The 25,536-nt window shown below is 76.1% G+C and carries 22 protein-coding genes; 12 read left to right on the top strand and 10 right to left on the bottom strand.

All coding sequences use genetic code 11. The features are described 5' to 3' along the window. The first annotated feature begins 38 nt into the window (after window positions 1-38). Window positions 39-1,298: a hypothetical protein gene (locus ACQUFX_RS16735; protein ID WP_428961317.1), complete on the top strand. Its 1,260-nt coding sequence runs from the start codon at window positions 39-41 to the stop codon at window positions 1,296-1,298. A gap of 33 nt (window positions 1,299-1,331) precedes the next feature. Here ACQUFX_RS16735 and ACQUFX_RS16730 read toward each other — a convergent pair whose 3' ends face one another. Then, window positions 1,332-1,904, bottom strand: a complete 573-nt coding sequence (locus ACQUFX_RS16730; protein WP_428961316.1) for a DUF3000 domain-containing protein — start codon at window positions 1,902-1,904, stop codon at window positions 1,332-1,334. Between the two features lie 208 nt (window positions 1,905-2,112). On the opposite strand from ACQUFX_RS16730, the gene hemE reads away from it, so the two are divergent. The 4 genes from hemE to ACQUFX_RS16710 are packed head-to-tail and all read left to right on the top strand — an operon-like array spanning window position 2,113 to window position 7,074. Beyond that, window positions 2,113-3,207, top strand: coding sequence for a uroporphyrinogen decarboxylase (hemE, locus tag ACQUFX_RS16725; RefSeq protein ID WP_428966974.1), 1,095 nt, complete (start codon window positions 2,113-2,115; stop codon window positions 3,205-3,207). Window positions 3,208-3,219: 12 nt separating this feature from the next. Next, window positions 3,220-4,629 (top strand): protoporphyrinogen oxidase, encoded by a 1,410-nt coding sequence (gene hemG / locus ACQUFX_RS16720; protein WP_428961315.1) that lies wholly within the window; start codon window positions 3,220-3,222, stop codon window positions 4,627-4,629. Further along, the gene (gene hemQ / locus ACQUFX_RS16715) at window positions 4,626-5,327 is read left to right on the top strand and encodes a hydrogen peroxide-dependent heme synthase (protein WP_428961314.1); all 702 of its coding nucleotides are present in this window, start codon (window positions 4,626-4,628) and stop codon (window positions 5,325-5,327) included. Before hemG ends, hemQ begins: the two co-directional genes overlap by 4 nt. Before the next feature lie 4 nt (window positions 5,328-5,331). Further along, window positions 5,332-7,074 (top strand): pentapeptide repeat-containing protein, encoded by a 1,743-nt coding sequence (locus ACQUFX_RS16710; RefSeq protein ID WP_428961313.1) that lies wholly within the window; start codon window positions 5,332-5,334, stop codon window positions 7,072-7,074. A gap of 225 nt (window positions 7,075-7,299) precedes the next feature. Here ACQUFX_RS16710 and ACQUFX_RS16705 read toward each other — a convergent pair whose 3' ends face one another. The 4 genes from ACQUFX_RS16705 to msrB form a co-directional block, all read right to left on the bottom strand. Beyond that, on the bottom strand, window positions 7,300-8,412 hold the full coding sequence (locus ACQUFX_RS16705) for a lytic polysaccharide monooxygenase auxiliary activity family 9 protein (protein WP_428961312.1): 1,113 nt from the start codon (window positions 8,410-8,412) through the stop codon (window positions 7,300-7,302). Between the two features lie 269 nt (window positions 8,413-8,681). Beyond that, the gene (locus ACQUFX_RS16700; RefSeq protein WP_428966973.1) at window positions 8,682-9,137 is read right to left on the bottom strand and encodes a GNAT family N-acetyltransferase; all 456 of its coding nucleotides are present in this window, start codon (window positions 9,135-9,137) and stop codon (window positions 8,682-8,684) included. A gap of 183 nt (window positions 9,138-9,320) precedes the next feature. Further along, complete coding sequence (locus tag ACQUFX_RS16695; protein ID WP_428961311.1) at window positions 9,321-9,581, bottom strand: Prokaryotic metallothionein; 261 nt, start codon at window positions 9,579-9,581, stop codon at window positions 9,321-9,323. A 258-nt stretch (window positions 9,582-9,839) separates the two neighbouring features. Next, window positions 9,840-10,250: a peptide-methionine (R)-S-oxide reductase MsrB gene (msrB, locus tag ACQUFX_RS16690; RefSeq protein WP_428961310.1), complete on the bottom strand. Its 411-nt coding sequence runs from the start codon at window positions 10,248-10,250 to the stop codon at window positions 9,840-9,842. A gap of 47 nt (window positions 10,251-10,297) precedes the next feature. On the opposite strand from msrB, the gene ligD reads away from it, so the two are divergent. After that, window positions 10,298-11,425, top strand: a complete 1,128-nt coding sequence (gene ligD / locus ACQUFX_RS16685; protein WP_428961309.1) for a non-homologous end-joining DNA ligase — start codon at window positions 10,298-10,300, stop codon at window positions 11,423-11,425. 28 nt (window positions 11,426-11,453) lie between these two features. Here ligD and ACQUFX_RS16680 read toward each other — a convergent pair whose 3' ends face one another. Continuing rightward, window positions 11,454-11,741, bottom strand: a complete 288-nt coding sequence (locus tag ACQUFX_RS16680) for a hypothetical protein (protein ID WP_428961308.1) — start codon at window positions 11,739-11,741, stop codon at window positions 11,454-11,456. 180 nt (window positions 11,742-11,921) lie between these two features. Here ACQUFX_RS16680 and ACQUFX_RS16675 point away from each other — a divergent pair, with 180 nt between their 5' ends. Genes ACQUFX_RS16675 through ACQUFX_RS16660 form a run of 4 tightly spaced genes read left to right on the top strand, consistent with a single transcriptional unit; the run spans window position 11,922 to window position 19,631 of the window. Then, a complete protein-coding gene (locus tag ACQUFX_RS16675) occupies window positions 11,922-15,104 on the top strand; it encodes an FtsX-like permease family protein (protein WP_428961307.1) in 3,183 nt (1,060 codons plus the stop codon). Continuing rightward, window positions 15,101-17,815, top strand: a complete 2,715-nt coding sequence (locus ACQUFX_RS16670) for an FtsX-like permease family protein (RefSeq protein ID WP_428961306.1) — start codon at window positions 15,101-15,103, stop codon at window positions 17,813-17,815. Before ACQUFX_RS16675 ends, ACQUFX_RS16670 begins: the two co-directional genes overlap by 4 nt. Further along, window positions 17,812-18,915 carry an ABC transporter ATP-binding protein gene (locus ACQUFX_RS16665; RefSeq protein ID WP_428961305.1) on the top strand — a complete coding sequence of 368 codons (1,104 nt, stop codon included), beginning with the start codon at window positions 17,812-17,814 and terminating at the stop codon, window positions 18,913-18,915. Before ACQUFX_RS16670 ends, ACQUFX_RS16665 begins: the two co-directional genes overlap by 4 nt. After that, the gene (locus ACQUFX_RS16660; protein ID WP_083978825.1) at window positions 18,912-19,631 is read left to right on the top strand and encodes an ABC transporter ATP-binding protein; all 720 of its coding nucleotides are present in this window, start codon (window positions 18,912-18,914) and stop codon (window positions 19,629-19,631) included. The genes ACQUFX_RS16665 and ACQUFX_RS16660 overlap by 4 nt, the downstream gene beginning before the upstream one ends. 72 nt (window positions 19,632-19,703) lie before the next feature. Here the strand turns inward: ACQUFX_RS16660 and ACQUFX_RS16655 are convergent, their stop codons facing one another. Both ACQUFX_RS16655 and ACQUFX_RS16650 read right to left on the bottom strand, forming a co-directional pair. Continuing rightward, window positions 19,704-21,269, bottom strand: coding sequence for an alpha/beta hydrolase (locus ACQUFX_RS16655; RefSeq protein WP_428966972.1), 1,566 nt, complete (start codon window positions 21,267-21,269; stop codon window positions 19,704-19,706). A 55-nt stretch (window positions 21,270-21,324) separates the two neighbouring features. Next, entirely contained in the window at window positions 21,325-22,431 is a 1,107-nt protein-coding gene (locus tag ACQUFX_RS16650) for an ATP-dependent DNA ligase (RefSeq protein WP_428961304.1), read from the bottom strand. A 135-nt stretch (window positions 22,432-22,566) separates the two neighbouring features. On the opposite strand from ACQUFX_RS16650, the gene ACQUFX_RS16645 reads away from it, so the two are divergent. Both ACQUFX_RS16645 and ACQUFX_RS16640 read left to right on the top strand, forming a co-directional pair. After that, on the top strand, window positions 22,567-22,788 hold the full coding sequence (locus ACQUFX_RS16645) for a hypothetical protein (protein ID WP_428961303.1): 222 nt from the start codon (window positions 22,567-22,569) through the stop codon (window positions 22,786-22,788). A 209-nt stretch (window positions 22,789-22,997) separates the two neighbouring features. Then, the gene (locus ACQUFX_RS16640) at window positions 22,998-23,501 is read left to right on the top strand and encodes a DUF1990 family protein (protein WP_428961302.1); all 504 of its coding nucleotides are present in this window, start codon (window positions 22,998-23,000) and stop codon (window positions 23,499-23,501) included. A 31-nt stretch (window positions 23,502-23,532) separates the two neighbouring features. Here ACQUFX_RS16640 and ACQUFX_RS16635 read toward each other — a convergent pair whose 3' ends face one another. Further along, window positions 23,533-24,453, bottom strand: a complete 921-nt coding sequence (locus ACQUFX_RS16635) for a DNA-3-methyladenine glycosylase family protein (RefSeq protein WP_428961301.1) — start codon at window positions 24,451-24,453, stop codon at window positions 23,533-23,535. A gap of 283 nt (window positions 24,454-24,736) precedes the next feature. Next, complete coding sequence (locus ACQUFX_RS16630; protein ID WP_428961300.1) at window positions 24,737-25,396, bottom strand: COG4315 family predicted lipoprotein; 660 nt, start codon at window positions 25,394-25,396, stop codon at window positions 24,737-24,739. Window positions 25,397-25,536 lie beyond the last annotated feature (140 nt).

Genomic DNA, 25,536 nt, shown 5'->3' with positions numbered 1-25,536 from the left:
GCCGGCCCGGCACGGACCATCCACCTGGAGGAAGAGAGATGACCCAGCCACCGACTGGTCCGCAGGGATCCTCCCCCGAACCACCGACCGTGCCCAGCCCCCAGGTGCCCCGGGGGGCCGTCTACGGCAGCCCGCCCACCGCCGGCCAGCCGCCCGTGACCACGCCCGACGCCGACGCCCCGGAACCCCGTACCGAGCCGATCGACCCCGCGACCGAGCGGATCGAGCCGGCCACCGAGCCGATCGACCCCGCGACGGAGCGGTTCGAGCCGGCGACCGAGCGGTTCCAGACCGCGACGCCGAGCGAGCCGCTGACGCGGGCGATGCCGGTGACCGCGGCGTCCGACGAGCCGGCCACCGACCGGTTCGGGTCGACCGGTCGGCCCACCGAGCCCGCCACGCAGGCGATGGCGGTGACGCCGCCGGTGGGTGAGCCGGCCACGCGGCCGTTCGCGGTGACGCCGCCGGTCGAGCCGCCCACCCAGGCGATGGCGGTGACTCCGGCGGAGGACCCGACCACGCGTGCGCTGTCGGTGCCCCCGGCGACCCGGCCCGTGCCGGTCACCCCGGCGACCCGGCCGCTGTCGGCGCCCCCGGTCGCGGCGTCGGCCGACCAGCCGATCGCCGGGTCCCCGGCACCGGGCACGCCGTACGGGGCGCCGCCGGTGGGGCCGCCGGCCTTCGTCCCGCCGCAGTCCGGGCCGCCGTTCGCGCCGGCACCGCAGTCCGGGCCGCCGTACGGGATGCCGCACGCGGGTGCCCCCTCGTCCGGGCCGCCGTTCGCGCCGGCTCTGCCGTTCGCGCCGACGCCGCAGTCCGGGCCGCCGTACGGGCAGCCGGGCTTTCCGCCCCCGGGCGCGGTACCGCCGTCCGGGGCGTCCGCCCCGGCCCCGCGTCGGCGCAGCCGGGCGGCGATCGTCCTCGGGCTGGTGGCCGGGCTGCTGCTGGTCTTCGGCGGCGTGATGACCGCGCTCTTCGTCGCCACCCGCAACGACCTGGACGGCACCGAGAAGAGGCTCGCCGCCGCGGTCACCGAGAGCGGCAACCGGGCCACCGAGTTGGAGAAGCTCCGGGGTGAGCTGAAGTCCGCCCAGGACCGGCTCGCCGACACCCAGCAGGACCTCACCGGCACCCGCAACGACCGGGACGAGCAGGCCCGGCAGAAGCGGGTCATCGCCAACTGCCTGAACCGGCTGACCACAGCGCTGGGCGCGGCGGCCCGCAACGACCAGGCCGGGTTCAGCCGGGCGAGCCAGGGCCTGGAGGCGATCTGCGACGAGGCCGAGCGGTACCTCTGAGTCCGGGGCCCGGTGCCTCGCCGGTGTCGCCGCTCAGGCGGTGCCGGCGGGGCGACGCTCCGACAGCGGGGTGACCCCGGGCGGGGGCAGGCCGGCGGTGGAGGCGAGCAGGGTGCACCAGGCCATCAGGTGCCGCACCAGCTCGTCGCCGAGCGGGGTCCAGGAGGCGCGGATCTCGATGTCGCCGGTGGTGGGCGGGCCGGCCAGTTCGCCGAAGCGGGTCGACATGGTCTGGGTGACCGTCCCGCCGAGGGCGCGGTGCCGGGCCTCCTGGGCGTCCAGCGCGTCGGTCAGCCAGGTCCAGCCCACGGCGGGCAGCAGCGGGTCGGCGGCCAGGTCCGCCTCCAGATCGGCGGTGACGTACGTGACCAGGCGCAGGGTGCCCTGCCACCCCTCGTGCCCGGCCGGGTCGTGCAACAGGATCAGCCGGCCGGTCGCCACGTCGTCGCCGTCGCGCAGCACGGTCGCGGAGAGCGCGAACGCGTAGGGGGCGAGCCGCTGCGGCGCGCCCACCTCCTCCAGCACGATCTCCGCCCGGGGGGTGGCCGACCGCAGCCCGGCGACCGCGCGGGCGAAGGTCTCCGGGTACGCGATCGGGGGGGCCATGTCGGCGACTCTATGCCGCGATCGGGGTGCCCGCCGAGCGGCGCGCCGAGCAGCACCAACGCCCCGGCCAGGAGCGTGGACGGTCGGTTATCGACCGGTTCCGGAGGGTGTTGCGGTGGTGGTGGCGCCCGGCCCCGACGTCGACCGGATCGCCGACCGGATCACAGTGCGGGCGGGCGCGGCGGGAGCGCGTCCGGGGCGTGCAACGATGGGGGCGATGACGACCACCACCGCGGGCGCCGACGCCCGAGACGAACCTCGCCGGGGGCCAGCGGACTCGCCGTTCGTCCGGGCCTGCCGGCGGGAGCCCGGCCCACACACGCCCGTCTGGTTCATGCGCCAGGCCGGTCGCAGCCTCCCGGAGTACCGGGAGATCCGGGCGAACGTGGCGATGCTGGAGTCCTGCCGCCGGCCCGACCTGGTCACCGAGATCACCCTCCAGCCGGTACGCCGGCACGGGGTGGACGCGGCGATCCTGTTCAGCGACATCGTGGTGCCGGTCGCGGCGGCCGGGGTCGAGCTGGACATCGTCCCGGGCACCGGCCCGGTGGTGGCCGAGCCGATCCGGACCGCCGCCGACGTGGACCGGATCCACCCGATCGACGTCACCGACGTGTCCTACGTGGACGAGGCCGTCCGGCTGCTCGTCGGCGAGCTGGGCGACACCCCGCTGATCGGCTTCGCCGGTGCCCCGTTCACCCTGGCCAGCTACCTGGTCGAGGGGGGCCCGTCGCGGACCCACGCGAAGACCAAGGCGCTGATGTACGGCGACCCGGACCTCTGGCACGCGCTCTGTGACCGGCTCGCCGACGTGACGCTGGCCTTCCTGCGGGTGCAGGCCGACGCCGGGGTCTCCGCGGTGCAGCTCTTCGACTCGTGGGCCGGGGCGCTGTCGGCGGCGGACTACCGCCGGTTCGTCCTGCCGCACTCGACGCGGGTGCTGACGGGGCTGGCCGACACCGGGCTGCCCCGGATCCACTTCGGGGTCGGCACCGCCGAACTGCTCGGCGCGATGGGTGAGGCCGGCGCCGACGTGGTCGGGGTGGACTGGCGTACCCCGCTGGACGTCGCCACCGGGCGGATCGGCCCGGACAAGGCGGTGCAGGGCAACCTGGACCCGTGCGTGCTGCTCGCGCCCTGGCCGGTGGTCGAGGCCGAGGTGCGGCGCATCCTCGACCAGGGGCGGGCCGCCCCCGGCCACGTGTTCAACCTGGGGCACGGGGTGCTGCCGGAGACCGACCCCGAGGTGCTGACCCGGGTGGTCGCGCTGGTGCACGAGGTCTCCACCCGCCCGGCAAGCTAGGCGGGCGGCGGGATGCGGCAGCCCTGGCGGGTGGCGGTGGTCGGCGGCGGGATCGCCGGGCTGGCCGCCGCGGTCCGGCTGGCCGACCGGGCCCCGGCCGGCACCCGGATCACCGTGTACGAGCGCTCCGGCGCGCTCGGCGGCAAGCTGCGCACCGGTGAACTGGCCGGTCAGCCGGTGGAGTTCGGCGCCGAGTCGTTCCTGATGCGGGACCCGGCCGGCGGTGAGTCGGCGGCGGTGGCGCTGCTGCGCCGGCTCGGCCTGGCCGGGGAGATCGTGCACCCGACGGTGGGGCGGGCGGCGCTGGCGGTCGACGGCGGGCTGCACCCGATCCCGGGCGGCACCCTGGTGGGCGTACCCGGGGACCTGGCGGCGGTGGCGGCGGTGGCCCGGCCGGACGCGGACGCCGACCGGGACGGCGGCCGCCCGCTGCTCGGGCCGGGCGAGGACGTCGCCGTCGGGGCGCTGGTGCGGCGGCGGCTCGGCGACGAGGTGGTCCAGCGGTTGGTCGACCCGATGCTCGGCGGGGTCTACGCCGGCCGCGCCGACGACCTGTCCCTGGTCACCACGATGCCGGCGCTGGCCCGCGCCGCCCGCACCGCGCACACCCTGACCGGGGCGGTCCGGGCCGCGCAGGCGGCGGCCCCCCGGGCCCCCGGCGCGCCGGTCTTCGGCACCCTGCGCGGCGGGCTCAGCCGGTTCGTCGAGGCGGCGGCGACCGCCAGTGGGGCGACGATCCGCCACCACGCGACGGTCCGCGAGCTGACCCCGACCGACGACGGCTGGCGGCTGACCGTCGGGCCGACCCCCGACCCGGAGTACGTCGAGGTCGACGCGGTGGTGCTGGCGGTGCCGGCCCGGCCGGCGGCCCGGCTGCTCGCCCCGCTGGCCGCACCGGTCGCGGCGACCGTCGGCGGCCTGGACTACGCCAGCGTCGCGCTGGTCACCCTCGCGCTGCCCGAGCCGGACCTGCCGGACCTCTCCGGGTTCCTGGTGCCGGCCACCGAGGGGCTGCTGATCAAGGCGTCGACGTTCTTCACCACCAAGTGGGGGCACCTGCGGCGGCCGGACGGGCTGGCCCTGGTCCGCGCCTCGGTGGGCCGGTACGGCGAGGAGGCGCAGGTGCAGCGCCCGGATGCCGACCTGGCGGCGACGGTGCACCGGGAGTTGTCGGCGGTGCTCGGCACCACGCTGCCCGCCCCGGTCGCCGGGCACGTGCAACGCTGGGGCGGGGCGCTGCCGCAGTACACCCCGGGGCACCTGGACCGGGTGGCCGGGGTGCGGGCGGCGCTGCGTCCGGCGCACCCGACGCTGGCCCTGGCCGGGGCCGGCTACGACGGGGTCGGCATCCCGGTCTGCGTCCGGTCCGGCGAGACGGCGGCCGAGGAGATCATCACAGCACTGGGAGGTGCGGGGTCATGACCGAGCAGAGCAACGCGGCGCGGCTGCGGGAGCTGAACGCCACCATCCGGTACACCATGTGGTCGGTGTACCGGGCCAGCAGCCCGCTGCCCTCGCTGCGGGAGAACGTCGTCGACGAGGTCGAGTCCCTCTTCGAGGAACTGGCCGGCAAGGACGTGACGGTCCGGGGCACGTACGACGTCTCCGGGCTGCGCGCCGACGCCGACCTGATGATCTGGTGGCACTCGTCGTCCAGCGACGCGCTCCAGGACGCGTACCAGCGGTTCCGCCGGACCACCCTGGGCCGGGCGCTGACCCCGGTCTGGTCGCAGCTCGCCCTGCACCGGCCGGCCGAGTTCAACAAGAGCCACATCCCGGCGTTCCTCGCCGACGAGCACGCCCGGGACTACGTCTGCGTCTACCCCTTCGTGCGCTCGTACGAGTGGTACCTGCTGCCCGACGAGGAGCGGCGGGAACTGCTCGCCGAACACGGCCGGCAGGCCCGGGGCTACCCCGACGTGCGGGCCAACACGGTGGCCTCGTTCGCCCTCGGCGACTACGAGTGGATGCTCGCCTTCGAGGCCGACGAGCTGCACCGGATCGTCGACCTGATGCGGGACCTGCGGGCCTCGCGCGCCCGCCGGCACGTCCGCGAGGAGATCCCGTTCTACACCGGTCGCCGGCGTCCGGTCGCCGACATCGTCGCCAGCCTGGTCTGAGCCGGTGACGCCGATCGACGCGTACGCCGACGCGGTCGCGCGGTGGTCGGGCGGCCCGCCGGGCGACCGGCGGATGGCCCTGCGGGACCTGGTCGACCTGGCCGGGGCCGACCCGGACCTGCGGCAGCCGGTGGTGGACGCGATCTGCGGGTACCTGCGTACCCCGGCGGTGGTGGCCGACGACGGCGACCCGGTGGTCCGTGACGGCGACGCGGTGGCCGACGACGGCGACCCGGTGGTCCGTGACGGCGACGCGGTGGCCGACGACGGCGACCCGGTGATCCGTGACGGCGACGCCGGGGCGGCCGGGGGCGAGGCGGCGCTGCGGCGGGCGGCGCTCGGGCTGCTCGCCGACCGGCTGCGACCGTCGGCGGACGGGGCACCCGGTTGGGCGGGGATCACCCTGGACCTGTCCGGGGCGACCCTGGTGGACGTCGACCTGAGCGGCTGCCACCTGGATGTGGGGCGGTTCGCCGACACCCGGTTCGTCGGCCCGGCCGCGTTCGCGGGCACGCGCTTCGACGGCGACGGCGTCTTCTCCCGGGCGGTCTTCGGCGGGCCGGCCCGGTTCACCGGCGTCCGGTTCGGCGCGGACGCCGCGTTCGGACGGGTCCGGTTCCGGGGGCCGGTGGACTTCGCCGGGGCCACCTTCGGCGCCATCGCCTGGTTCGGGCGGGGCGAGGAGGAGCTCTGGGAGGACGACGAGGCCTGGGAGACCGTCGAGGAGATCGACCCGGCCCCGTGGGACGAGCCGAACGAGGACGATCCGCGCTGGCCGGTCGCGGTCGTGATGGGCGACTACCAGGAGTGGACCGAGGGCGGGGTCGGTGCCCGCTTCGGCGGGGACGTCTCCTTCCGGCGGGCCCGCTTCACCGGGCCCGCCTGGTTCTGGAAGGCGCAGTTCGCCGCCGCCGCCGACTTCACCGGCACCTGGTTCGCGGCCTGGGTACACCTGGATCCGCCGGCGGCGGACCTCACCGGGGCCCGGTGGAGCGGCAACGCGTACGACGGGGAGATGACCTGGCCGCTGGGGTGGACGGCGGTGGCGGGGGCCGACGGTGAGTGCCGGCTGACGCCCGACGAGCCGGTCCGCCGGCACGTCGGGCAGCTCGCCGCCGCCGACCCGCGACTCGCCGCCGCCGGCCTGGCCGCGCTGGCCGCTCTCGGTGACGCGCGGCCGGAGCTACGCCAGCCCGTCGCCGACGCGCTCTGCGCCTGGCTGCGGCGGCCGGTGCCGGTCCCGCTCACCGGTCCGACCGGGGCCGCCGTCGAGGTGGCGGACCGGGAGGTACGGCTGCGCCGGGTCGCGGCGCGGCTGCTCACCGACCGGCTCCGGCCCGCCGCTGCCGGGGATCCGGCTGCCCCCACCGCCGACGCGCCCGTCGACCCCACCGTCGGCGCTTCCGTCGCCCCCACTGTCGGCGCTGTCGGCGGCGTGGCCGGGCCGGATCCGGCGACCCGGCCGCCGTACTGGCCGGAGACGGACCTGTGGCTCTGCGGGGCCGTCCTGGTCGACGTGGACCTCACCGGCTGCCGGGTCCGGTACGCGGACTTCACCGGCACCCAGTTCCACGGGGTCACCCGGTTCGACGGCAGCGGATTCGAGGCCGCCCAGTTCACCCTGGGCGGGCCGGACGGCCGGGCCACCTTCCACGGGCCGGTGACCTTCACCGACGCCCGGTTCGGCGGGCGCCGCGAGCCCGGCCGGGCCCCCGACGGCGTAATCTGCCACGCGTCCGCCGACTGAGCGGCCCGCCCGCCCGGCCCCGCCGCACCGGTCCAGCGTCCGCGCCCGTCCGGCGCGTCGCGCGGGGCGGACCGCTGTCGTCGCTGCTGTCGCTGTCGCTGTCGCTGTCGTTGCCGTTGCCGTTGCCGTTGTCGTTGTGCCGTGGGCCGGAGCCGGCAACCGGGGCCGTACCCGAAGCGCTTCGGGTACGGCCCCGGCCGGTCGATCGGTGGGTGCTGCGGTGGGTCAGACGGTGGCGGTGCAGGAGAGAGTGGGCGCGGTCGGAGTGCCGGTGACCGAGCCGGTGAACCCGAAGCTGGTGCTGCCGCCGGCCGGCAGACTGCCGTTGTAGCCGACGTTGCGGGCGGTCACAGCCGAGCCGCTGGCGGTGACCGTGGCGTTCCACGAGGAGGCGATCTGCTGGCCGCTGGGGTGCGTCCAGGTCACCGTCCAGCCCTTGATCGCGGTGTTGCCGGCGGTCACCTGGACCTCACCCTGGAAGCCACCCGACCACTGGCCGGTGACCCGGTAGGTGGCGGTGCACCCGGCCGTACCGCCCGGCGTGGTGGTCGGCGGAGTGGTCGGCGGGGTCGTGGGGGGAGTCGTCGGCGGGGTGGTGGGCGGGGTCGTGGGCGGCGTGGTCGGCGGGGTGGTCGGGTTGCTGCCGCCGAAGTTCACGTCGCTGCACAGGTAGTACGACTGGTCCGTGTGGCTGGCCTGCCAGATGGTGTAGACGATGTGCCGGCCGGTCCGACCCGGCGCGTTCGCCGGGATGTCGATCTGGACGCCACCGGTCACCGGCGTCCACTGCGAGGCCGGGGTGTTGCCGATCTGCCCGACGAGTTCCAGGTCCTCCCAGCGCAGTGGTGAGTTCAGCGCGTTGAAGCCCTGCCGGGTGGCGTACACCCGGATGTAGTCGGCGCCGTGGCTGGCCTGGTCGAAGAAGCGGACCCGGAAGTTGTTCGAGACGTTGGTGGTCCGCCAGGCGCCGATGGTGTCCATCGAGCGGTAGCGGCCACCCTCGGTCCGGCCGCCGCTGCACAGTTGACCGTTGGGGATGGCGCCCTGGTGGTTACCGGCGACGCCCTCGCGGAACAGGCCGTTCCAGTTCCACATGGCGTTCGGGTTGTCCTGCCAGGCCTGCCAGCACATCGGGTCCTCGGTGGCCATGTTCGGGTTCTGGAAGTCGCCACCCCACCGCTGCCAGCAGCCGTAGTTGCGCGACGCCGGGTCGACCACGGAACCGTGGGCGGCGGCGGGGTTGGCCAGGGCGGTGGTCAGCAGCAGGACGACGGCCGCGCCCACGGCGAGCAGTGCGCCCAGCAACGGGACGCGTCGTGAACGGGAAACGATGGACATGGGTGAAGCCCCCAGGAGAGAGGTCGGTCGTCGACAACGCCCGGACGGCCGGGAGTTGCCCTCATCCCGTGCCGGTTCGTACGGCTCCCACGCCGGATCTGTCTCGCAGACTGGCATACGCATAGGTCAAAGTCAATTGATCGGATCGCGTTTGACCCGGTGGCGCGCACCCGGTGGCCACCGTCGCCGCGGCACCGGCTCGTGCCGCCGGTACGCCCGTCGCCACCCGGGAGTCGCCCGTACCGGACGGCCGTCGGCCTTGGTCGTGGTCAGGCCGTGGGTCGGCCGGGGCGGCGCATCGGCAGGTGCGGGATGCCGTCCTCAAGGTACTCCGGACCGGTGACGGTGAAGCCGTACCGGGCGTAGAAGGCAGCCAGGTGGGCCTGCGCCTCCAGGACACACGGCCGGTCGCCGGCCAGCGCCAGCGCCTCGTTCATCAGCCGGCCGGCGTGCCCGCCGCCCCGCTCCGCCGGGGCCACCACCACCCGGCCGATCCGCGCCGCGCCGTCCGGCTCGGCCAGGATCCGCAGGTACGCCAGCACGGTGCCGTCGCGCTCCAGCCACAGGTGCCGGGTGGCCGGCTCGACGTCCCGCCCGTCCAACTCCGGGTAGGCGCACTCCTGCTCCACCACGAACGTGTCGACCCGCAGTTTCAGCAGGTCGTACAGGATGTGTGGGGTCAGGTCGGCGAAGGCGGAGACCCGGACGGACGTCGTCTGCGGCAGCACCCGCCGATACTAGGCCCCCCGCCCCGCCCCCGCCCCGCCCCGGTGCAAGGAAGGGCCCCCTGTTAACGCTTTCTGTTGTACAGGGGGCCCTTCCTAACCGCTGGGGCGAGGCATCGCGGTGCGTGCCGGGCGGGGGCGGTGGGCAGCGGACAGTGGCGGTGGGTGGGGCGGCGTGGTGGGTCAGGCGGGGCGGGCGCCGACGGCGTCGCGGATCTCCGCACCCGGCCCGCCGGCCGCGCTGCGGGCGCAGTGACCGCAGCAGAAGAAGCGCCCCGACACCTCGACGCCGTGCCCGATGATCTTGACCTGGCAGTGCTCGCAGACCGGGGCCAGCTTGTGCGCGGCACACTCGAAACTGTCGAAGGTGTGCACGTCGCCGCTGACCGTCCGGACCTCGAAGGTCATCCAGTAGTCGTTTCCGCAGACCTCGCAGGTCGCCATGACAAATCCCCCGTGACAGACGTTTTCCCCAGCATGGGGGAGATCGGGCCGGGAGGTGGCGGAACCGGGCAGACGACCCGTCGTACCCGGCGTGTCCCGGCCCCGGGCCGGCGCGCCGTGCCTCGCCCCCGGTGCCCCGCCCGGCTCGGTTCCGGCGATTCGCCCTGCCCGCCGCCCGGCTCGGGCGATCCGCCCTGCCCACGGCCCGGCTCGGGCCGTGGGCCTGTGGCCGGGTGGCGCTCGGCTGTGGCGGCCGGGTCAGGTCTCGTTCGGCTCCAGCCGGATGGAGACGGAGTTGACACAGTGCCGGGTGTCCTTCGGGGTGAAGCCCTCGCCCCGGAAGACGTGCCCCAGGTGGCTGTCGCAGCGGGCGCAGCGGATCTCCGTACGGACCATGCCCAGGCTGCGGTCCTCGATCTCCTTCACCGCCCCCGGCAGGGCGTCGTCGAAGCTCGGCCAGCCGCAGTGCGAGTCGAACTTGGTGTCGCTGGGGTACAGCCTCGCCCCGCAGGCCCGGCAGTGGTACATGCCCGGCGTCTTCGTGTCGACGTACTCGCCGGTCCACGGGCGTTCCGTGCCGTGTTCCCGCAGTACCCGGTACTCCTCGGGGCTCAGCCGGACCCGCCACTCGTCCTCGGTACGGGGCAGTTCGCTCTCGTCAAGACTCACCCGTCAACGGTACGCCGACTGTCGGTGGCATGGCATATGGTCGCGCCATGGGGGCTACCAGGGCCACGGGCACCGGCAACGCCACAGCCGGCACCGGCAAGGACACGGCAGTAGCCGGCAAGGACACGGCAGTAGCCGGCAAGGCCGCAGCGGGTGTCAGGAAGGCTGCGGCGGAGCAGATCGAGGTCGCCGGGCACGAGGTGCGGCTGAGCAGCCCGGACCGGCTGATCTTCCCGCAGCGCGGCTTCACCAAGGCCGACGTCTTCCACTACTACCTGGCGGTGGGGGACGGCATCCTGCGTGCCCTGCGCGAGCGGCCCACCACGTTGCAGCGCTTCCCCGACGGCGTCGAGGGGGAGATGTTCTTCCAGAAGCGGGTGCCCGCCCGGGGCGTGCCGCCCTGGCTGTCGACCACCACGATCACCTTCCCGAGCGGGCGCAGCGCCGCCGAGTTGTGCCCGGCCGACCTGGCGCACGTCGCCTGGGCCGCCCAGATGGGCACCATCGTGTTCCACCCCTGGCCGGTGCGGGCCGCCGACGTGGACCGCCCCGACGAGCTGCGCATCGACCTGGACCCGCAACCCGGCACCGACTTCGTCGACGCGGTCGCCGCCGCCGGGGAGGTCCGGGCGCTCCTCGACGAGTTGGGCGTCACCGGCTGGCCGAAGACCTCCGGCGGCCGGGGCGTGCACGTCTACCTGCGCATCCAGCCCCGCTGGACGTTCACCGAGGTGCGTCGGGCCACCATCGCCCTGGCCCGCGAGGTCGAGCGCCGCCGACCGGACCTGGTCACCACCGCCTGGTGGAAGGAGCAGCGCGGCGAGCGGGTCTTCGTGGACTACAACCAGATGGCCCGGGACCGCACCATCGCCTGCGCGTACTCGCTGCGGGCCAACGCCCGCGCCACCGTCTCCACCCCGGTCGACTGGGCCGAGCTGCCCGACGTCGACCCGGACGACTTCGACCTGCGGACCGTCCCGGCCCGGCTGGCGCAGCGGGGCGACCCGCACGCCGGCATCGACGACGCGCCCTGGGACATCACCCCGCTGCTGGAGTGGGCCGACCGGGACGCCGCCGCCGGCCAGGGTGACCTGCCGTACCCGCCGGACCACCCGAAGATGCCCGGCGAGCCGAAACGGGTGCAGCCCTCCAAGGACCGCGACCGCCCCCGGTAGCCCGCCGCCGGTACCGTCCCGCCGCAGGTCAGCGGGCCCCCTGCATCGCCTCCACCGCCTCCTTGGCCGTGAGCAGGTCCGCGCCGGTCGCCTCCCGGTACGCCCTGATCGCGTTGATCTTGTCGCCCCGGACCAGGTGCTCGCGGACCCCGGGCGGCTCCGGCCGGTCGTCGACCACGCCGAGATGGTCCATCACCACCTGGAGCCGGCGTTCGATCTCGGCCAACCGGTACGTCTCCCGGGCGTTCGACCGGGGCGAGCGGGCCAGCAGGAGGACCACGAGAAGCAGGACGGTCAAACTGAAGATGAACTCCATGGCCCGATTGAACCAACCCGCCACCAGCCTCGACACCGCCCGCCACCAGCGCCGACACGCTCGGTGTCGGGGTCCGGAACCGATCAGCCGGTAACGATCAAGTAACGGGCGCGAACCTTTTGCCGGGGGTACCCGCTCTTCCTGGTCATCGGTCCATCGGGGGCCACGGGAGGCGGCGGGATGAAGCTGGTGTTCAGGCGGGCGCGGGACGCGCGCGGGCTGTTGCTCGCCGCCGCGGCGGCGGCCCTGGTCGCGGTGGCCCTGGTCACCGGCCTGTCCGACTACAACCGGCGGGCCATCGACGCCGGCCAGCGCACCCTGCTCGCCGCCGCGCCAGCCGAGGAGCGCACCCTGCTGATCAGCGGCAGCGGTGGCCGGGACGACGCCGAGTACGCCGAACGGGACCGGACGGTGCGGGCCCGGTTCGCCGACGGGCTGGGCGGCGTACCGGTGGCCGTCGCCGCCGCCCGCTCCGGCACCGGCCGGGAGCTGACCGGGGACATCGGGGCCGCCCGTACCGGCGACGACCCGGTCTTCGCCAACCTGTCCACCCTGGACGACCTGGCCGGGCACGCCGACCTCACGGCCGGCGCGTGGCCGGTCCCGGGCGCCGACCCGGTCCAGGTGACGCTGCCCGAGCGGATCGCCACCAGCCTCGGGGTGGCCGCCGGGGACCGGGTGCCGGTCCGGGACCGCAGTAGCGGCGAGGCCGGTGAGCTGTTGGTCTCCGGCACCTGGCGGCCGAGCGACCCCACCGACCCGTACTGGCGGCTGGCGCCCGGGGTGGGGGCCGGGGCGGCCACCGGCTCGGTCACCTCGTACGGGCCGTTCGCGATGGACCCGGCGGACTTCGTCCGGGCGTTCCCCCGCTCCTTCTCGGCGGCCTGGCTGGTCGAGCCGGACCTGGCCGCGGTCGGGCCGGGTCGGCTGGCGCCGGTGCGGCAGGCCGTCGCCGACGCCGCCGTCGAGGTGCCCGAGGCGGCCGGGCTCGGCTCGTCGGCGCGTAGCGCCACCAGCATCGACCGGCTCATCGACCGGCTCACCCGGGCCGACCTGGTCGGCCGCTCCGCGCTGCTCACCCCGCTGCTGCTGATCCTGGTCCTCGGCGGGTACGCGTTGGTGCTGGTCGCCGCGCTGCTCAACACCGACCGCCGGGCGCAGACCGCGCTGCTGCGGGCCCGGGGCGCGGACCGGGTCCAACTCGCCGGGCTCGCCGTCCGCGAGGCGACCCTGGTGGTGCTGCCCGCCGTGCTGCTCGCGCCCCCGTTGGCCGGGGTGGCGCTGGACCGGATCGGCGGGGCGACGCTGCCCGGGGTGGCGTCGACCGGTGGCGGCACCGTCTGGGCGGTGGCCGTGGCCACCGCCGTGGGCTGCCTGGTCGCCATGGTGCTGCCGGCGATGCGCCGGGCCGGCACCTACGTCGCCGACATGGCCGCCCGGTCCCGTCCCAGCCGGGGGGCGGCCGCCCAGCGGGCCAGCGTCGACCTCGCCCTGGTCGGGCTGGCGCTGCTCGCCTGGTTCCAGCTCCGGCAGTACTCCGGGCCGCTGGCCGCCTCCGGGGGCGCGCTCGGCATCGACCCGCTGCTGGCCACCGCGCCGATCCTCGGGGTGCTGGCCGGCGCGGTGATCGCGCTGCGCCTGCTGCCCCCGGCGACCCGGTTCGCCGAGCGGTTCGTCGACCGGCGTCCCTGGACGGCGACCATGTTCGGCATGTGGCAGGCCGGCCGCCGCCCGCACGCCGGCCCGGTGCTGCTGCTCGCCCTGGCCGTCGGCGGCAGCACCCTGGCCTGGTCGCTGCTGGGCACCTGGGAGAGGTCCCAGACCGACCAGGCCGACCACGCGGTCGGCGCGGACCTGCGGGTGGTCGAGCGGGACGGGGCCGCGCCGGTCGGCCGGGCCGGGGAACTCGCCGCGCTCGCCGGGGTCCAGCAGGTCCAGCCGGCCTGGCGGGACGAGATCCGGCTGGGCCGTGACGACCTGCCGGTGACCGTCCTCGGCCTGGACGCCGCCAGCGCACCCGGCCTGGTCCGGCTCGCCGACCGGCTCGCCGACGAACCCGTACCGGAGCTGTTCGGGGACCTGGTCCGGGCCCGGGGCACGCCGGGCGGCGCGGCGCTGCCGCCGGACACCCGGCAGCTCACCGGCACCGTCCGTACCCCGGTGCGCGAGGCGCGGGGCCCGCACCGCGTCTCGGTCTCCGTCCTGGTCACCACCGCCGACGGCCAGGCGTACCGGCTGCCGGCGGTGGCGGCCGGCAGCGACGGCGCACCGGTGCGGTTCACCCTGGACCTGCCCGACACCGGCGGCACGGCGGCCCGGGTGGCCGGCTTCGCCGTCGACGCCCCGCCGCGCGGTGCCTGGTACGGGCTGGAGGTCACCGACCTGGCGGCGGTCGGCGCCGACGGCACCGCCCGGCCGGTGTCGGTGACCGGCGAGTGGGTGAGCAGCGACGGCACCGGGCAGCCGCGCTCCGCCACCGCCACCGCCGGCGCGCTCTCCGGTGAGTTCCCGCTGCCGCCGAAGGCGGAGAGCTGGTTCGCCGCCCAGCCGCCGCTGCGCTTCGCCGTGGTGCCCGGCGGTGCCGCCGAGCCGGTGCCGGCCCTGCTCACCGCCGGTGCCCGGGAGGCGTTGAGCCTGCGGACCGGGGACACCGTCACCCTCCAGCTCCCCGGCGCCTCGGTGCCGATCCGGGTCACCGGGGAGGTCGACGCGGTGCCCACCGCCGGCGGGGCGGCGATCCTGCTGGACCTTCCGTCGGCGGTGGACCGGCTGGTCCGCGCCGGGGGCGCGGTCCGGGCCGTACCCGAGTGGTGGGTCCGGGCCGGGGGCGCGGACCACGCCGCCGCCGCGCGGGCCGCCGCCGAGCTGCCCGGGGTCGCCGTGACCGACCGGCTGGCGGCGGCCGACACGGCGGCCCGTGACCCGTACTGGCGGGCTGCCCGGACCGGGCTGCTCGCCGCGGCGCTCGGGTCGGTCCTGCTCGCCCTGGTCGGCCTGGCGGTCGACGTCTGGGCCACCACCCGGCACCGGTTGGCCGAGTTCGCCGTCCTGCACACCCTGGGCGCGTCGCCGCGGCTGCTGGCCCGGGCGCTGCTGGCCGAACAGACCTTCCTGGCCGGGATCGGCGTCGGCGTCGGGCTGCTGCTCGGCGCGCTCGTCGGCGGTGCGATGGCCCCGCTGGTCATCGTCACACCCACCGCCGACCGACCGGTGCCCGAGGCGGCCTTCGAGCTGCCCTGGGTGCCGATCGGGCTGACCGCGGCCGGGCTGCTGCTGGCGGCCCTCGCGTTCAGCGCGGTCATCACGACCGGCATCCGGCAGCGGGTGGCGGTGGCGCAGTTGCGGATCGGGGGAGATCGATGAGCGTCCTGGCGGCGGCCCGGCGGGTCCGGGCACACGGCGGTCAGTTCCTGCTGCTGGGCGTGCTGGCGCTGGTCGTCGCGGCGCTGGTCGCCGGGGTGCCCCGGGCCGCGAACCGGCTCACCGACGACGGCCTGCGGGAACACCTGGCCCAGCAGCCGGTCGCCCAGCGGGACCTGACCTACGCCACCGGCCCGGCCGCCCAGCAGGGGGCCGCCGGCCTCACCCGGGCCCGGCAGGCCGAGCTGGACAGCCGGCTGGACCGGCTGCCGGCCCCGGTCCCCGACGCGGTGGCCGAGCGGTGGTACCTGGCGGAGGCCACGCCCGGTCGGCTGACCGGCCCCGACCTGGCGGCGCGGAACCTGCTGGTCGACTTCCGGCTGCGGGCGATGTCCGGGGCGCGGGACGCGGCCACCCTCGTCGAGGGGGCCTGGCCGGCGGAGGAGCCGCCCGCCGTCGACGAGCCCGTGCAGGTGGCGCTGGCCGCCGACATGGCGACCGCGTTGAACCTGCGCGTCGGCAGCCAGGTGCGGCTGGCGGCGCTGCCGACCGGCGCCGGCCCGGCGCCGGTCGGCCTGGTGGTGGTCGGCGTGTTCCGCCCGCACGACCCGGCCGGCGGGATCTGGGACACCCTGCCCCCGGTGCTGCGCATCGTCCAGCCCGAGGGGGAGGGGCTGCCGTTCAACGCGGTCGGCCTGGTCGGTGCCGGCGCGCTCGACGCCCGCGCGGCGGACGGCTGGCCGCTGCGGTTCAGTTGGCGCTACCGGGTGGGCACCGACCGGATCGACGTGCGGGCCCTGGACGACGCGATCGGGGCGCTCGCGGTGGCGCAGCGCGACGCCCCCGACGACATCCCGCTCACCCAGGGGCTGGACATCCCGCTGCGGGACTTCGCGGCGGCCGTGGACCGGTCCCGGACGCTGCTCGCCGTGGTCGCGGCCGGGGTGCTGGCCACCCTCGCCGGTCTGGTGCTGCTCGCCGTCGCGCTGGCCGTGCGCAACCGCCGCCCCGAGTTCACCCTGATCCGCGCCCGGGGCGGCACCCGGGGCACCGCCGCCCGCCGGTGCCTGGCCGAGTCGGCGCTGGTGGTACCGCCCGCCGCCGCGCTCGGCTGGCTGCTCGGCAGCCTCGTCCCCGGTGCGCCGGACGGCACCGCCGCGCTGGTGGTCGCCGTGACCGCCGTGACCACCCTGGCGCTGCCGCTGGCCGCGCTCGCCGTCCCGACGGGGGAGGGCGGCCGGCGGGACCTGGTCCGGCTCAGCGCCTCCACCCGGCGGCTCACCGGCGAGGTGCTGCTGGTGGTGCTGGCGGTGCTGGGGGTGGTGCTGCTGCGCCGCCGGGGGCTCACCCCGGGCGACGTCGACCCGCTGCTGGTCTCCGTACCGGTGCTTGTCGCGTTGGCGGCGGCGGTGCTGGCGCTGCGCGCGTACCCGTGGCCGTTGCGGCTGCTGAGCCGGCTCGCCACGGGTACCCGTGGCGCGGTGGCCTTCCTCGGGGCCGCGCGGGCCGGCCGGTCGGCCGTGGGTACCCCGCTGGTCGTGGTGGTGGTCGCCGTCGCCACGGCGGCGTTCTGCGCGGTGGTCGCGGTCGGGATCGAGGCCGGCCGCGACCGGGCCACCGACCGCCTGGTCCCGGCGGACGCGCTGGTCACCGGGTACCGGCTGGCACCGGAGACCGCCGACGAGTTGGCCGCGCTGGCCGGGGTCCGAGCGGTGACCGGGCTGCTCCAGGACCCGGGCCGCCCGCTGGCCCGGGACGCGAACGGCACCGACGCCCGGATCGGCGACGCGGCCGTGCTGGTGGTCGACGGGCCGGAGCTGGCCGAGGTGGCCCGCCGGGCCGGCCGGGACCTGACGGTACCCGAGCCGCTGCTGGCCGGCGGCGATCCGGCCGCCCCGGCGCCGGCGGTGGTCTCCCCGGCGCTGGCCGCCGCGCTCACCGGAGCCGGGCTGGACCGGTCGGCGTTCGTCCAGATCCAGGGCCAGCGGTACGAGTTCCGGGTGGCCGGCACGGTGGAGAGCTTCCCGCTGGTCGCGCCGGGCGCCGAGCGGTTCGTGATCCTGCCCCGGCAGGCGCTGCCCACCCGCACCTACCCGGCGGTGCCCACCGGCTTCCTGCTCGCCGGGGCCGACCTGGACCCCGCCGAGGTACGGCGGGTCGGCGACGAGGGGCAGCGCCGGTTCCAGTCCTCCGGGTCGCTCACCGGGCTGGCCCCACCGCTCGGGGTGACCGTGGCGACCTGGGTCGACCTGCGGGAGCAGCGCGGCGCGGGCGGTGCCAACGGGGTGCTGGCCTTCGGCTTCCTGGCCGGTGCGGCCGGCGGCACGGTCTTCGGCCTGCTGGCGATCGCCTTCACCGTGCTGGCCGGGGCCCGCGCCCGGGGGCAGGCGCTGTCCCGGCTGCGCACCCTCGGCATGTCCCGGCGGCAGTGGCAGGGGCTGCTGCTGATCGAACTGGTGCCCCTGGTGGGGGTCTCGGTGCTCACCGGGGCCCTGGTGGGGGCGCTGCTGCCGGTGCTGCTCGCCCCGCTGCTCGGGCTGTCCGCGTTCACCGGCGGCGGCCCGGTACCGGTGACGTTCGACCCCGGCCTGGTCGCGGCGGTGCTCGGGCTGGGCGCGGTCGCGCTCGGTCTCGCGGTCGCCGTCGAGGCCCTGAACAGCCGCCGGACGCGTCCGGCCGAGGCGCTCCGGACCGACAGAGGAGAAGCGAGATGACCACGACCGCGCCGATCGACGCCGTACCGGATCTGGCCACGTTGCAGCAGCGGGCCGCGCGCCGGGCCGCCGAGCGGGCCGGGGGACAGGACCGGCTGCGCGGGCACATCGTCTGCGACGGGCTGGTGCGCATCTACCAGACCGAGGGGGTGGAGGTGGTCGCCCTCCAGGGGCTGGACCTGGTCATCGACCGGGGTGAGCTGGTGGCGATCGTGGGCGCCTCCGGGTCCGGCAAGTCCACCCTGCTCAACATCCTCTCCGGGCTGGACACCCCGACCGCCGGCATCGCCCGGGTGGCCGACTACGACCTGCTCTCCCTGTCGCCCCGCCGTCGGCTGAGCTACCGGCGGCGGGTGGCCGGCTTCGTCTGGCAGCAGACCGCGCGCAACCTGCTGCCGTACCTGACCGCCGAGGAGAACGTCGAGCTGCCGATGCGGCTGGCCGGCCGGCGCGGGCGGCGGGCCCGCCGCCAGCGGGCCCGGGAACTGCTGGAGATGGTCGGCGTGGGATACGCCGCCGACCGGCGACCGGGGCAGCTCAGCGGCGGTGAGCAGCAGCGCTGCGCGGTCGCGGTGGCGGTGGCCAACGACCCGGAGGTGCTCTTCGCCGACGAGCCCACCGGCGAACTCGACGAGGCCACCGGGGCGGAGGTCTTCGCCGCGCTCCGGATGATCAACGCCGAGCTGGGGGTGACGGTCGTGGTGGTCACCCACGACCACGCGGTGGCCACCCAGGTCCGCCGGACCGTCGCGATCCGCGACGGGCGGACCGCCTCCGAGGTACGCCGCACGGCGCGGGTCGGCGCGGACGGCAGCACCGAACTGGTCAGCGAGGAGTACGCGGTGCTGGACCGGACCGGCCGGATGCAGCTCCCGGCGGCCTTCGTCGACGCGCTGGCGTTGCGCGACCGGGTCCGGCTCAACCTGGAGCCCGACCACGTGCAGGTCCACCCGGGCGACGAGCGCCGCGACGGCCTGGACCGGCGCGACGGCCTGGACCGGCGCGACGGCGTCGACCGGCGCGACGGCGCGGACCAGCACGACGGCAGGGATCAGCGCCGCGTCTCCGACGTGGCCGGACGCAACGGGAGCCAGGCGTGAGCGAACAGGGTGTCGTGGACGTGACCGGGCCGGCGGTCACCGAGGCGGTGGTCCGGGTGGACGGGGTGCGCCGGACCTTCGGCCGGGGGGAGCACGCCGTGCACGCGGTGCAGGACGTCTCCTTCACCGCCGGGCGGGGCGAGCTGGTGGCGGTCCGGGGCCGGTCCGGGGCCGGCAAGACCACCCTGCTCAACCTCGTCGGCGGGCTGGACCGGCCGGACGCGGGACGGATCGTCGTCGCCGGCCGGGACGTCACCGCCTCGGGCGAGCGGGACCTGCTCGACCTGCGCCGGCACCGGATCGGCTTCGTGTTCCAGACCTTCGGCCTGATCCCGATCCTCTCCGCCGCCGAGAACGTGGGCGTGCCGCTGCGGCTGGCCCGGGTGCCGGCCGCCGAGCGGGAGGAGCGGGTCGGCATGCTGCTCGAACTGGTCGGGTTGGGCGCCCACGCGGCGCAGCGCCCGTACGAGCTCTCCGGTGGCCAGCAGCAGCGGGTGGCGCTGGCCCGCTCCCTGGCCAACGACCCCGACCTGCTGATCGCCGACGAGCCCACCGGTCAGCTCGACTCGGAGACCGGCCGGGCGGTGATGGACCTGCTCCGGGCGCTGGTGCACGCCCGGGGGATGACCGCGCTGGTGGCCACCCACGACCCGGCCCTGATCGAGCTGGCCGACCGGGTGCTGACGCTGCGGGACGGCCGGCTGGTCGACGACTGAGGCGGTCGGGGCCGGTGGCCGCGCGGCGGGGCCCGGGACCGGACCCGGCCCGGCGGCGGCCACCGGCGAGGGTCAGCGGGCCGGGCAGCGCAGGCCCTCCCGGGGGACGGTCAGGTCGATCAGGTACGCGTCGATGGCCCCGTTGACGCAGCTCGTCTGCGGGTACGCGGTGTGCCCCTCGCCCTCCCAGGTCACCACCCGCCCGACGCCGAGCATCGAGGCCAGCGCCGGGGCCTGCTCGTACGGCGTGGCCGGGTCACCGGTGGTGCCGATGACCACGATCGGCGGGGCCCCGGTGGCCGCCCCGGTCGGGTACGGGTCCGGCTGGCCGGGCCACTCCACGCAGGCCAGCATCCCGACCGCCAACGCGGGACCGAACAGCGGGTACCGCTCGCGCCACTGCGACTGCAACTGGCGGATCCGCTCCACGCTCGGCTTCCGGGTCGCGTCGGTGCAGTTGACCGCGAGGTTGGCGTCGAAAAGGTTGGAGTACCGGCCGTCCTCCTCACGGCCGGCGTAGGCGTCGGCGAGCGTGAAGACCTCGGCCGGGTCACCGTCCTCCAGCCGGTCGAGGGCACGGGCCAGTTGCTGCCAGCCCGACTCGGTGTAGAGCGAGGAGATGATGGCGTAGAAGACCCAGCCGGCGGTCGCCTCCCGCCCGTCGGCGCCGCGCACGGGGGAGACCCGGGCCGTGTCGATGGCGGCGGTCACCGCGCCCCGGGCGTCCGGGGCCAGCGGACAGCTCCCGGCGTTGGCCGTGCACCACCGGGTGAAGTTGTCGAAGGCCCGCTCGAAGCCCTTGGCCTGGCTCTCCGAGCCGGCGATCAGGTCCTGGCGCGGGTCGACCGCCCCGTCGAAGACGAACGCCCGCACGCGCTCCGGATAGAGCTGGGCGTACGTCGCGCCGAGCAGGGTGCCGTAGGAGTACCCCAGGTAGGTGAGTTTGTCGTCGCCGACCGCCGCGCGTACCGCGTCCATGTCCCGGGCCGCCTGCTCGGTGCCGTACAGCGCGAGCTGGTCGCCGTACCGGTCCGCGCAGGACCGGCCGATCCGCTGGTTGAGCGCCCGGTAGTCGTCGAACGCCGACTGGCTGCGGGGGTCGGGGTCGGCGCCGAAGCTGGCGTCCAGCTCGGCGTCGGAGATGCACTCCACCGGGCTGGACCGGGCCACTCCGCGCGGGTCGAAGCCGACGATGTCGAAGCGCTGGGTGACCGAGTCGGGCAGGCCACCGAAGGCCGGGCCGAAGGAGAGGTAGACGGCGGTGTCCACCCCGGAGCCGCCCGGCCCGCCCGGGTTGAGCACCAGCGAGCCGATCCGGTCGCGTTGCTTCGTGGAGCGGGCCCGCAGCAGGGCGATCTCGAAGGTCTCCCCGCTGCCCGGCCCGGCGGTGGCCCCGCTGCCGTCCCCCCAGTTGCGGGGGACCGCGATCCGCGCGCAGTCGTACCGCATCTCCGGCGCGCCCCGGCCGACCAGCTCGTCGGCGACCTCCGGACAGGGCCGCCACTGCGCGGCGCCCGCCCCCCGTGGCTCGTCGGCCCGCTCGGCGTCGGTGCGCGGCGCGAACGCCGGCAGCGTGCAGCCGGTGGCGACCAGCGCCACGACGGCGAGCCAGGCGAGGGTGAGCCGGGCCCGGCGGATCCGGCGGAGCGTGCGGGTCACGTGCTGCCCTCCCTGCTGGTGTCCTCCCGTCACGCTACGCCGGGTCGGTCACGGCCGCCGCCGGGTCGCCGCGCAGGACCTGGTCGACGTCGTACCGGACCGGGCGGTCGAGCTGGTCGTACCCGCAGGACCGGGGATCACGGTCGGGACGCCAGCGCACGAACCGGGCGGTGTGCCGCAGCCGGTCGCCCTCCATCGCGTCGTACGCCACCTCGACCACCAGGTCGGGACGGAGCGGCTCCCACTCCAGGTTCTTCGTCCCGGTCCACCGGCTGACCCCGCCGGGGATGCGCTGGCCGCGCTCGTGGTCGCCGTGCACCCACGGGTGCTCCGCCCCGACGTCCTCCCGGTACGGCGCCAGCTCGTCGAGCAGCTCCTTGCGGCGGGTTGCCGTGAACGAGGAGCTGACCCCGATGTGGTGCAGCACCCCCGCCTCGTCGTAGAGGCCCAGCAGCAGCGAGCCGACCACCGGACCGGTCTTGTGCCAGCGGAATCCGGCCACCACCACGTCGGCCGTGCGGGCGTGCTTGACCTTGAGCATCGACCGCTTGCCCGGCTCGTACGGCAGGTCGGCCGGCTTGACGATCAGCCCGTCCAGGCCGGCGCCCTCGAAGATGTCGAACCAGCGGCGGGCGGTCTCCGGGTCGGTGGTGACCGGGGTGACGTGCACCGGCGGCTGCACGCCGGCCAGGGCCTGCTCCAGCCGAGCCCGGCGCTGCGGGTACGGCTGGCCGGTCAGCAGCTCGTCGCCGAGGGCAAGCAGGTCGAAGGCGACGAAGTCGGCCGGGGTGGTCTCGGCGAGCAGCTTCACCCGGGAGGCGGCCGGGTGGATGCGCTGGGCGAGCAGCTCGAAGTCGAGCCGGGGCTGCCCGTCCGGTCCGTCCCGGCGGATCACGATCAGCTCGCCGTCGACCGCGCAGCGCTCGGGGAGCTGCCGCAGTGCCTGCTCGACGACCTCCGGGAAGTAGCGGGTCATCGTCTTGCCGCCGCGACTGGCCAGCTCCACCTCGTCCCCGTCGCGGAAGACGACGCAGCGGAAACCGTCCCACTTCGGCTCGTAGGTCAGGCCGGGATCGGTGGGCAGCTTCGCCACGGCCTTGGCCAGCATCGGCTCGACCGGGGGATTGATCGGCAGGTCCACGCCGACAGTCAACCAGAGACCACCGACAGTGGTGAGACGGATCACCGCCGCCTGGCGTCCCGGCGTGTCCCCGACCGTCCCGCCCGTCCCCGCCGGGCGGATCGGCAAGGCACTGGTCAGAGCTACGTTCGCCGGATGCGGGAGTGGGTCTGCGGCTGCTGCGGCCGGTGGCGGGTGAGCGTCGAGCTGATCCGGGGCCGCTACCGGTACCGCCTCGTCCACCGCTACCCGGCCAGGTTCGGCGGTGGCAAGCACGTGCTGGGCGAGGCGACCACCGTCCCCGCCCTGGCCGACCTCCTGCACCGCACCACCCCCCTGACCCTCGCCGACCTCCACCCCACCCCCACCCCCACCTGACCCCCACCCCCACCCCCCACCCCCCACCCCACCCACCCCACCCGCCGCGTCGATCATGGAGCTGACGGGACGTTCGATCTTCCTGGCTCCCGTCAACTCCATGATCAACGGTGGAGGCGGAGGGCGGAGGGCGGTGGCGGAGGCGGGAGGGCGGAGGCGGGTGGGTGGGGTCTTAGGGTGGCGGGTGGGGGCGTGGGGAGGGGGTCGGTGTGGGGGAGTTGACGTATCCGCACGTGGGTGCCACCCGGGACGGGGTGTGGCCGGAGGGGTGGCGTCGGGTGCGGCACCGGGTGCGGCTGCCGGACGGGTGCTTCGCCACGGCGGGCGCGGCGGTGCTCGGCTGGCGGCTGCACCGGGCGGCCGGAATCCGGATCACCGCCGATGCCCCGCAGGCCGCCCCCGGCGTCACCGTCGTCTCCCGGATCGGGCCCGGCCCGCTCGCGCTGACCGCGCCCTGCCGGGTGGTCTGGGCCGCCGACGACGACCGGCGGGCCGGATTCGGGTACGGCACGCTGCCGGGCCATCCGGCGGCGGGGGAGGAGGCGTTCGTGGTCACCCGGGACGCCTCCGGCGCGGTCTGGTTCGAGGTCCGCGCCTTCAGCCGCCCCGACAGTCCGCTGATGCGCGCCGCCGGGCCGGCGGGGCGGGCGTTCCAGCACGGGTACGCCTGGTGGCTGGGGCGTACCCTGCGCCGCCTCTGCGTCCGGCGCTGACCCCGCTCGACGGCGCGGCGCCGGGGCGGGGTCAGTAGCGGGCGAAGGAGCGGATCGGCATCCGGGGCCCGTACCTCGGCGCCTGTACGCCCTCGGCGGCCAGCAGCAGGCAGACCCGGCCCCGGTGCCCCCGGAACGGCTCCAGCAGCGCCAGCATCCGGGCGTCGTCGGCGCGCGGCTCCCCGGCCAGCGCCCAGGCCACGGTGTTCGGGACGTGGTAGTCGCCGACGCTGACCGCGTCCGGGTCGCCGTACGCGATCCGGACCACCTCGGCGGCGGTCCACGGGCCGATCCCGGGGATCGCGGTGAGCCGGCGGGTGTCCTCGGCGGAGTCGGCGCACCGCTCCAGCCGGTCGGCCACGGCGGCGGCCCGGCGCAGCGTGTCGGCCCGGCGCTGCTCCACGCCGAACGGGTGGAAGACCCAGTACGGCGCGGCGGCGACGACGGCCGGGGTGGGCGGCAGCAGCAGCGGCTGGTACGGGCCGGGCGCCGGCTCGCCGAAGTGCCGGACGGTCGCCGCGTACGCCCGGTACGCCTCGGTGCCGGTGACCTTCTGCTCCAGGACCGCCCGCAGCACGCGGGGGAAGACCTGCCCGGTGGCGGGCATCCGCAGCCCGTGGTGCCGGGCGGCGAGCCGGGCCACCAGCGGGTGCGCGCCGGCCAGGTCGGCGAAGCCGGTCAGGTCGTCCCGGAGCCCGGCGACCGCGTCGGCCCGACCGACCACCCAGTCGGCGCCCGGCCCGTACCCCTCGGCGTGCAGCTCCCCGCCGGCCGGGCGTAGGGCGAGGGTGGCCGGGCCGGCCGGGGTCCGGGTGGCCCACCAGAAGGTGCCGGCGGCGATCCGGGCGGCCGGGTCGTACCGGCTGAAGGTGAGCGCCCGCACCGACGCCGCCAGCCGGTACCCGTCCGGTGGGCGCAGCACCCGACTGGCCACCGGCCCGGTTCCGCTCACCCGGACACTCTGCCACGCCGGCCCGGACCCGCCCGCCCCCGGCGGGCCGTGGCCGGCCTGCCCGGCGCGGTTGCCGGAGGCACCTCTGCCGGCGCGGTTGCCGGAGACACCGCAGCGCGGGCGGTTGCCGGAGACACCGCAGCGCGGCGCCGACCCGGGTGGGTCGACGCCGCGTCCGGGGCGTCTGGGTTGCCGGTCCGTCGACGCCCGGGTCCGGCGGTGCGGTGGCCGGCCGCGCCCTGGGCGGCAGCGGCCGGGCACCGTGTCCCGGCTGACGCACCGGTCAGTACGAGTACTCCGAGTTGCCGGAGCCGGAGCTGGTGTCGGCCGGCGGCTCGACCGCCTTCGGCGTGCCGGTCGGCAGGCACTCCAGGTTCTTCTTGCCGTTCGGCTGCACCGCGAACCAGGTCCCGCCGACGCCCTGGCCCTTCCACTGGCCGGGCTTCTTGTCGCCGATGTAGTAGTACAGCGGCCAGCCGTCCAGGGTGATCTGGCGGGTGCCGTCCTGCCGGGTCACGGTGCCGACCAGGTCGTCGGAGACCCCGGTGAGCTGCGGGCTGCCGTCGGTCAGCGCGGGCGGCCAGACCTGGGCGCACTTGTCGACGCAGTTCGAGGCGGCCGGGTCGTTGGTGTCCTTGTCGAAGCGGTAGAGCAGGAAACCCTTCTCGTCGGTGACCACCCTGCCCATCCGGGGCACCGCCTTGCCGCGCAGCTCCTGGGTCAGCTTGACGTCGGCGGGCGGCGGGGCGTCCGCCTCCGGGGCGTCGTCCGCCTCCGGCGCGTCGGTCGCCTCCGGGTCGGCCGCCGTGCTGGGCTCGGCGGCGGCGACCGCGACCGGCTCGGCGAGGTTCGGGTTCGACGGGTCGTACCCCGCGGGGGCGCAGGCCGTCAGTGCGACCATCGCGCTCACCGCCACGATGACGGTCCGCTTCTTCTGTGCCACGTGCCCTCCTCATGCTTGGTCGTTCACCGAGTAGTACGGGGAGGGCTCTGTCAAGGTTGAACGGTCCGGGGTGGTCAACCTCACCCCGGTTCCGTTGAACCTCTGTGGTGTTTCGTCCGTGTGCATACCGGCCTGGGTTC

Origin of the sequence: Micromonospora fluostatini, from assembly GCF_050410825.1 — a bacterium.
Classification (GTDB): Bacteria; Actinomycetota; Actinomycetes; order Mycobacteriales; family Micromonosporaceae; genus Micromonospora; species Micromonospora rosaria.
This window is presented reverse-complemented; position numbering and strand designations above follow the sequence as displayed.

What these genes read in the sequence shown, in the direction of transcription:
- ligD (WP_428961309.1), top strand. Translation starts at nt 10,298, where the DNA reads ATGGGGGCTACCAGGGCCACGGGCACCGGCAACGCCACAGCCGGCACC.
- ACQUFX_RS16645 (WP_428961303.1), top strand. Translation starts at nt 22,567, where the DNA reads ATGCGGGAGTGGGTCTGCGGCTGCTGCGGCCGGTGGCGGGTGAGCGTC.
- hemE (WP_428966974.1), top strand. Translation starts at nt 2,113, where the DNA reads ATGGGGGCGATGACGACCACCACCGCGGGCGCCGACGCCCGAGACGAA.
- ACQUFX_RS16735 (WP_428961317.1), top strand. Translation starts at nt 39, where the DNA reads ATGACCCAGCCACCGACTGGTCCGCAGGGATCCTCCCCCGAACCACCG.
- hemQ (WP_428961314.1), top strand. Translation starts at nt 4,626, where the DNA reads ATGACCGAGCAGAGCAACGCGGCGCGGCTGCGGGAGCTGAACGCCACC.
- ACQUFX_RS16705 (WP_428961312.1), bottom strand. Translation starts at nt 8,412, where the DNA reads ATGTCCATCGTTTCCCGTTCACGACGCGTCCCGTTGCTGGGCGCACTG.
- ACQUFX_RS16680 (WP_428961308.1), bottom strand. Translation starts at nt 11,741, where the DNA reads ATGGAGTTCATCTTCAGTTTGACCGTCCTGCTTCTCGTGGTCCTCCTG.
- ACQUFX_RS16695 (WP_428961311.1), bottom strand. Translation starts at nt 9,581, where the DNA reads ATGGCGACCTGCGAGGTCTGCGGAAACGACTACTGGATGACCTTCGAG.
- hemG (WP_428961315.1), top strand. Translation starts at nt 3,220, where the DNA reads ATGCGGCAGCCCTGGCGGGTGGCGGTGGTCGGCGGCGGGATCGCCGGG.
- ACQUFX_RS16670 (WP_428961306.1), top strand. Translation starts at nt 15,101, where the DNA reads ATGAGCGTCCTGGCGGCGGCCCGGCGGGTCCGGGCACACGGCGGTCAG.
- ACQUFX_RS16675 (WP_428961307.1), top strand. Translation starts at nt 11,922, where the DNA reads ATGAAGCTGGTGTTCAGGCGGGCGCGGGACGCGCGCGGGCTGTTGCTC.
- ACQUFX_RS16665 (WP_428961305.1), top strand. Translation starts at nt 17,812, where the DNA reads ATGACCACGACCGCGCCGATCGACGCCGTACCGGATCTGGCCACGTTG.
- ACQUFX_RS16730 (WP_428961316.1), bottom strand. Translation starts at nt 1,904, where the DNA reads ATGGCCCCCCCGATCGCGTACCCGGAGACCTTCGCCCGCGCGGTCGCC.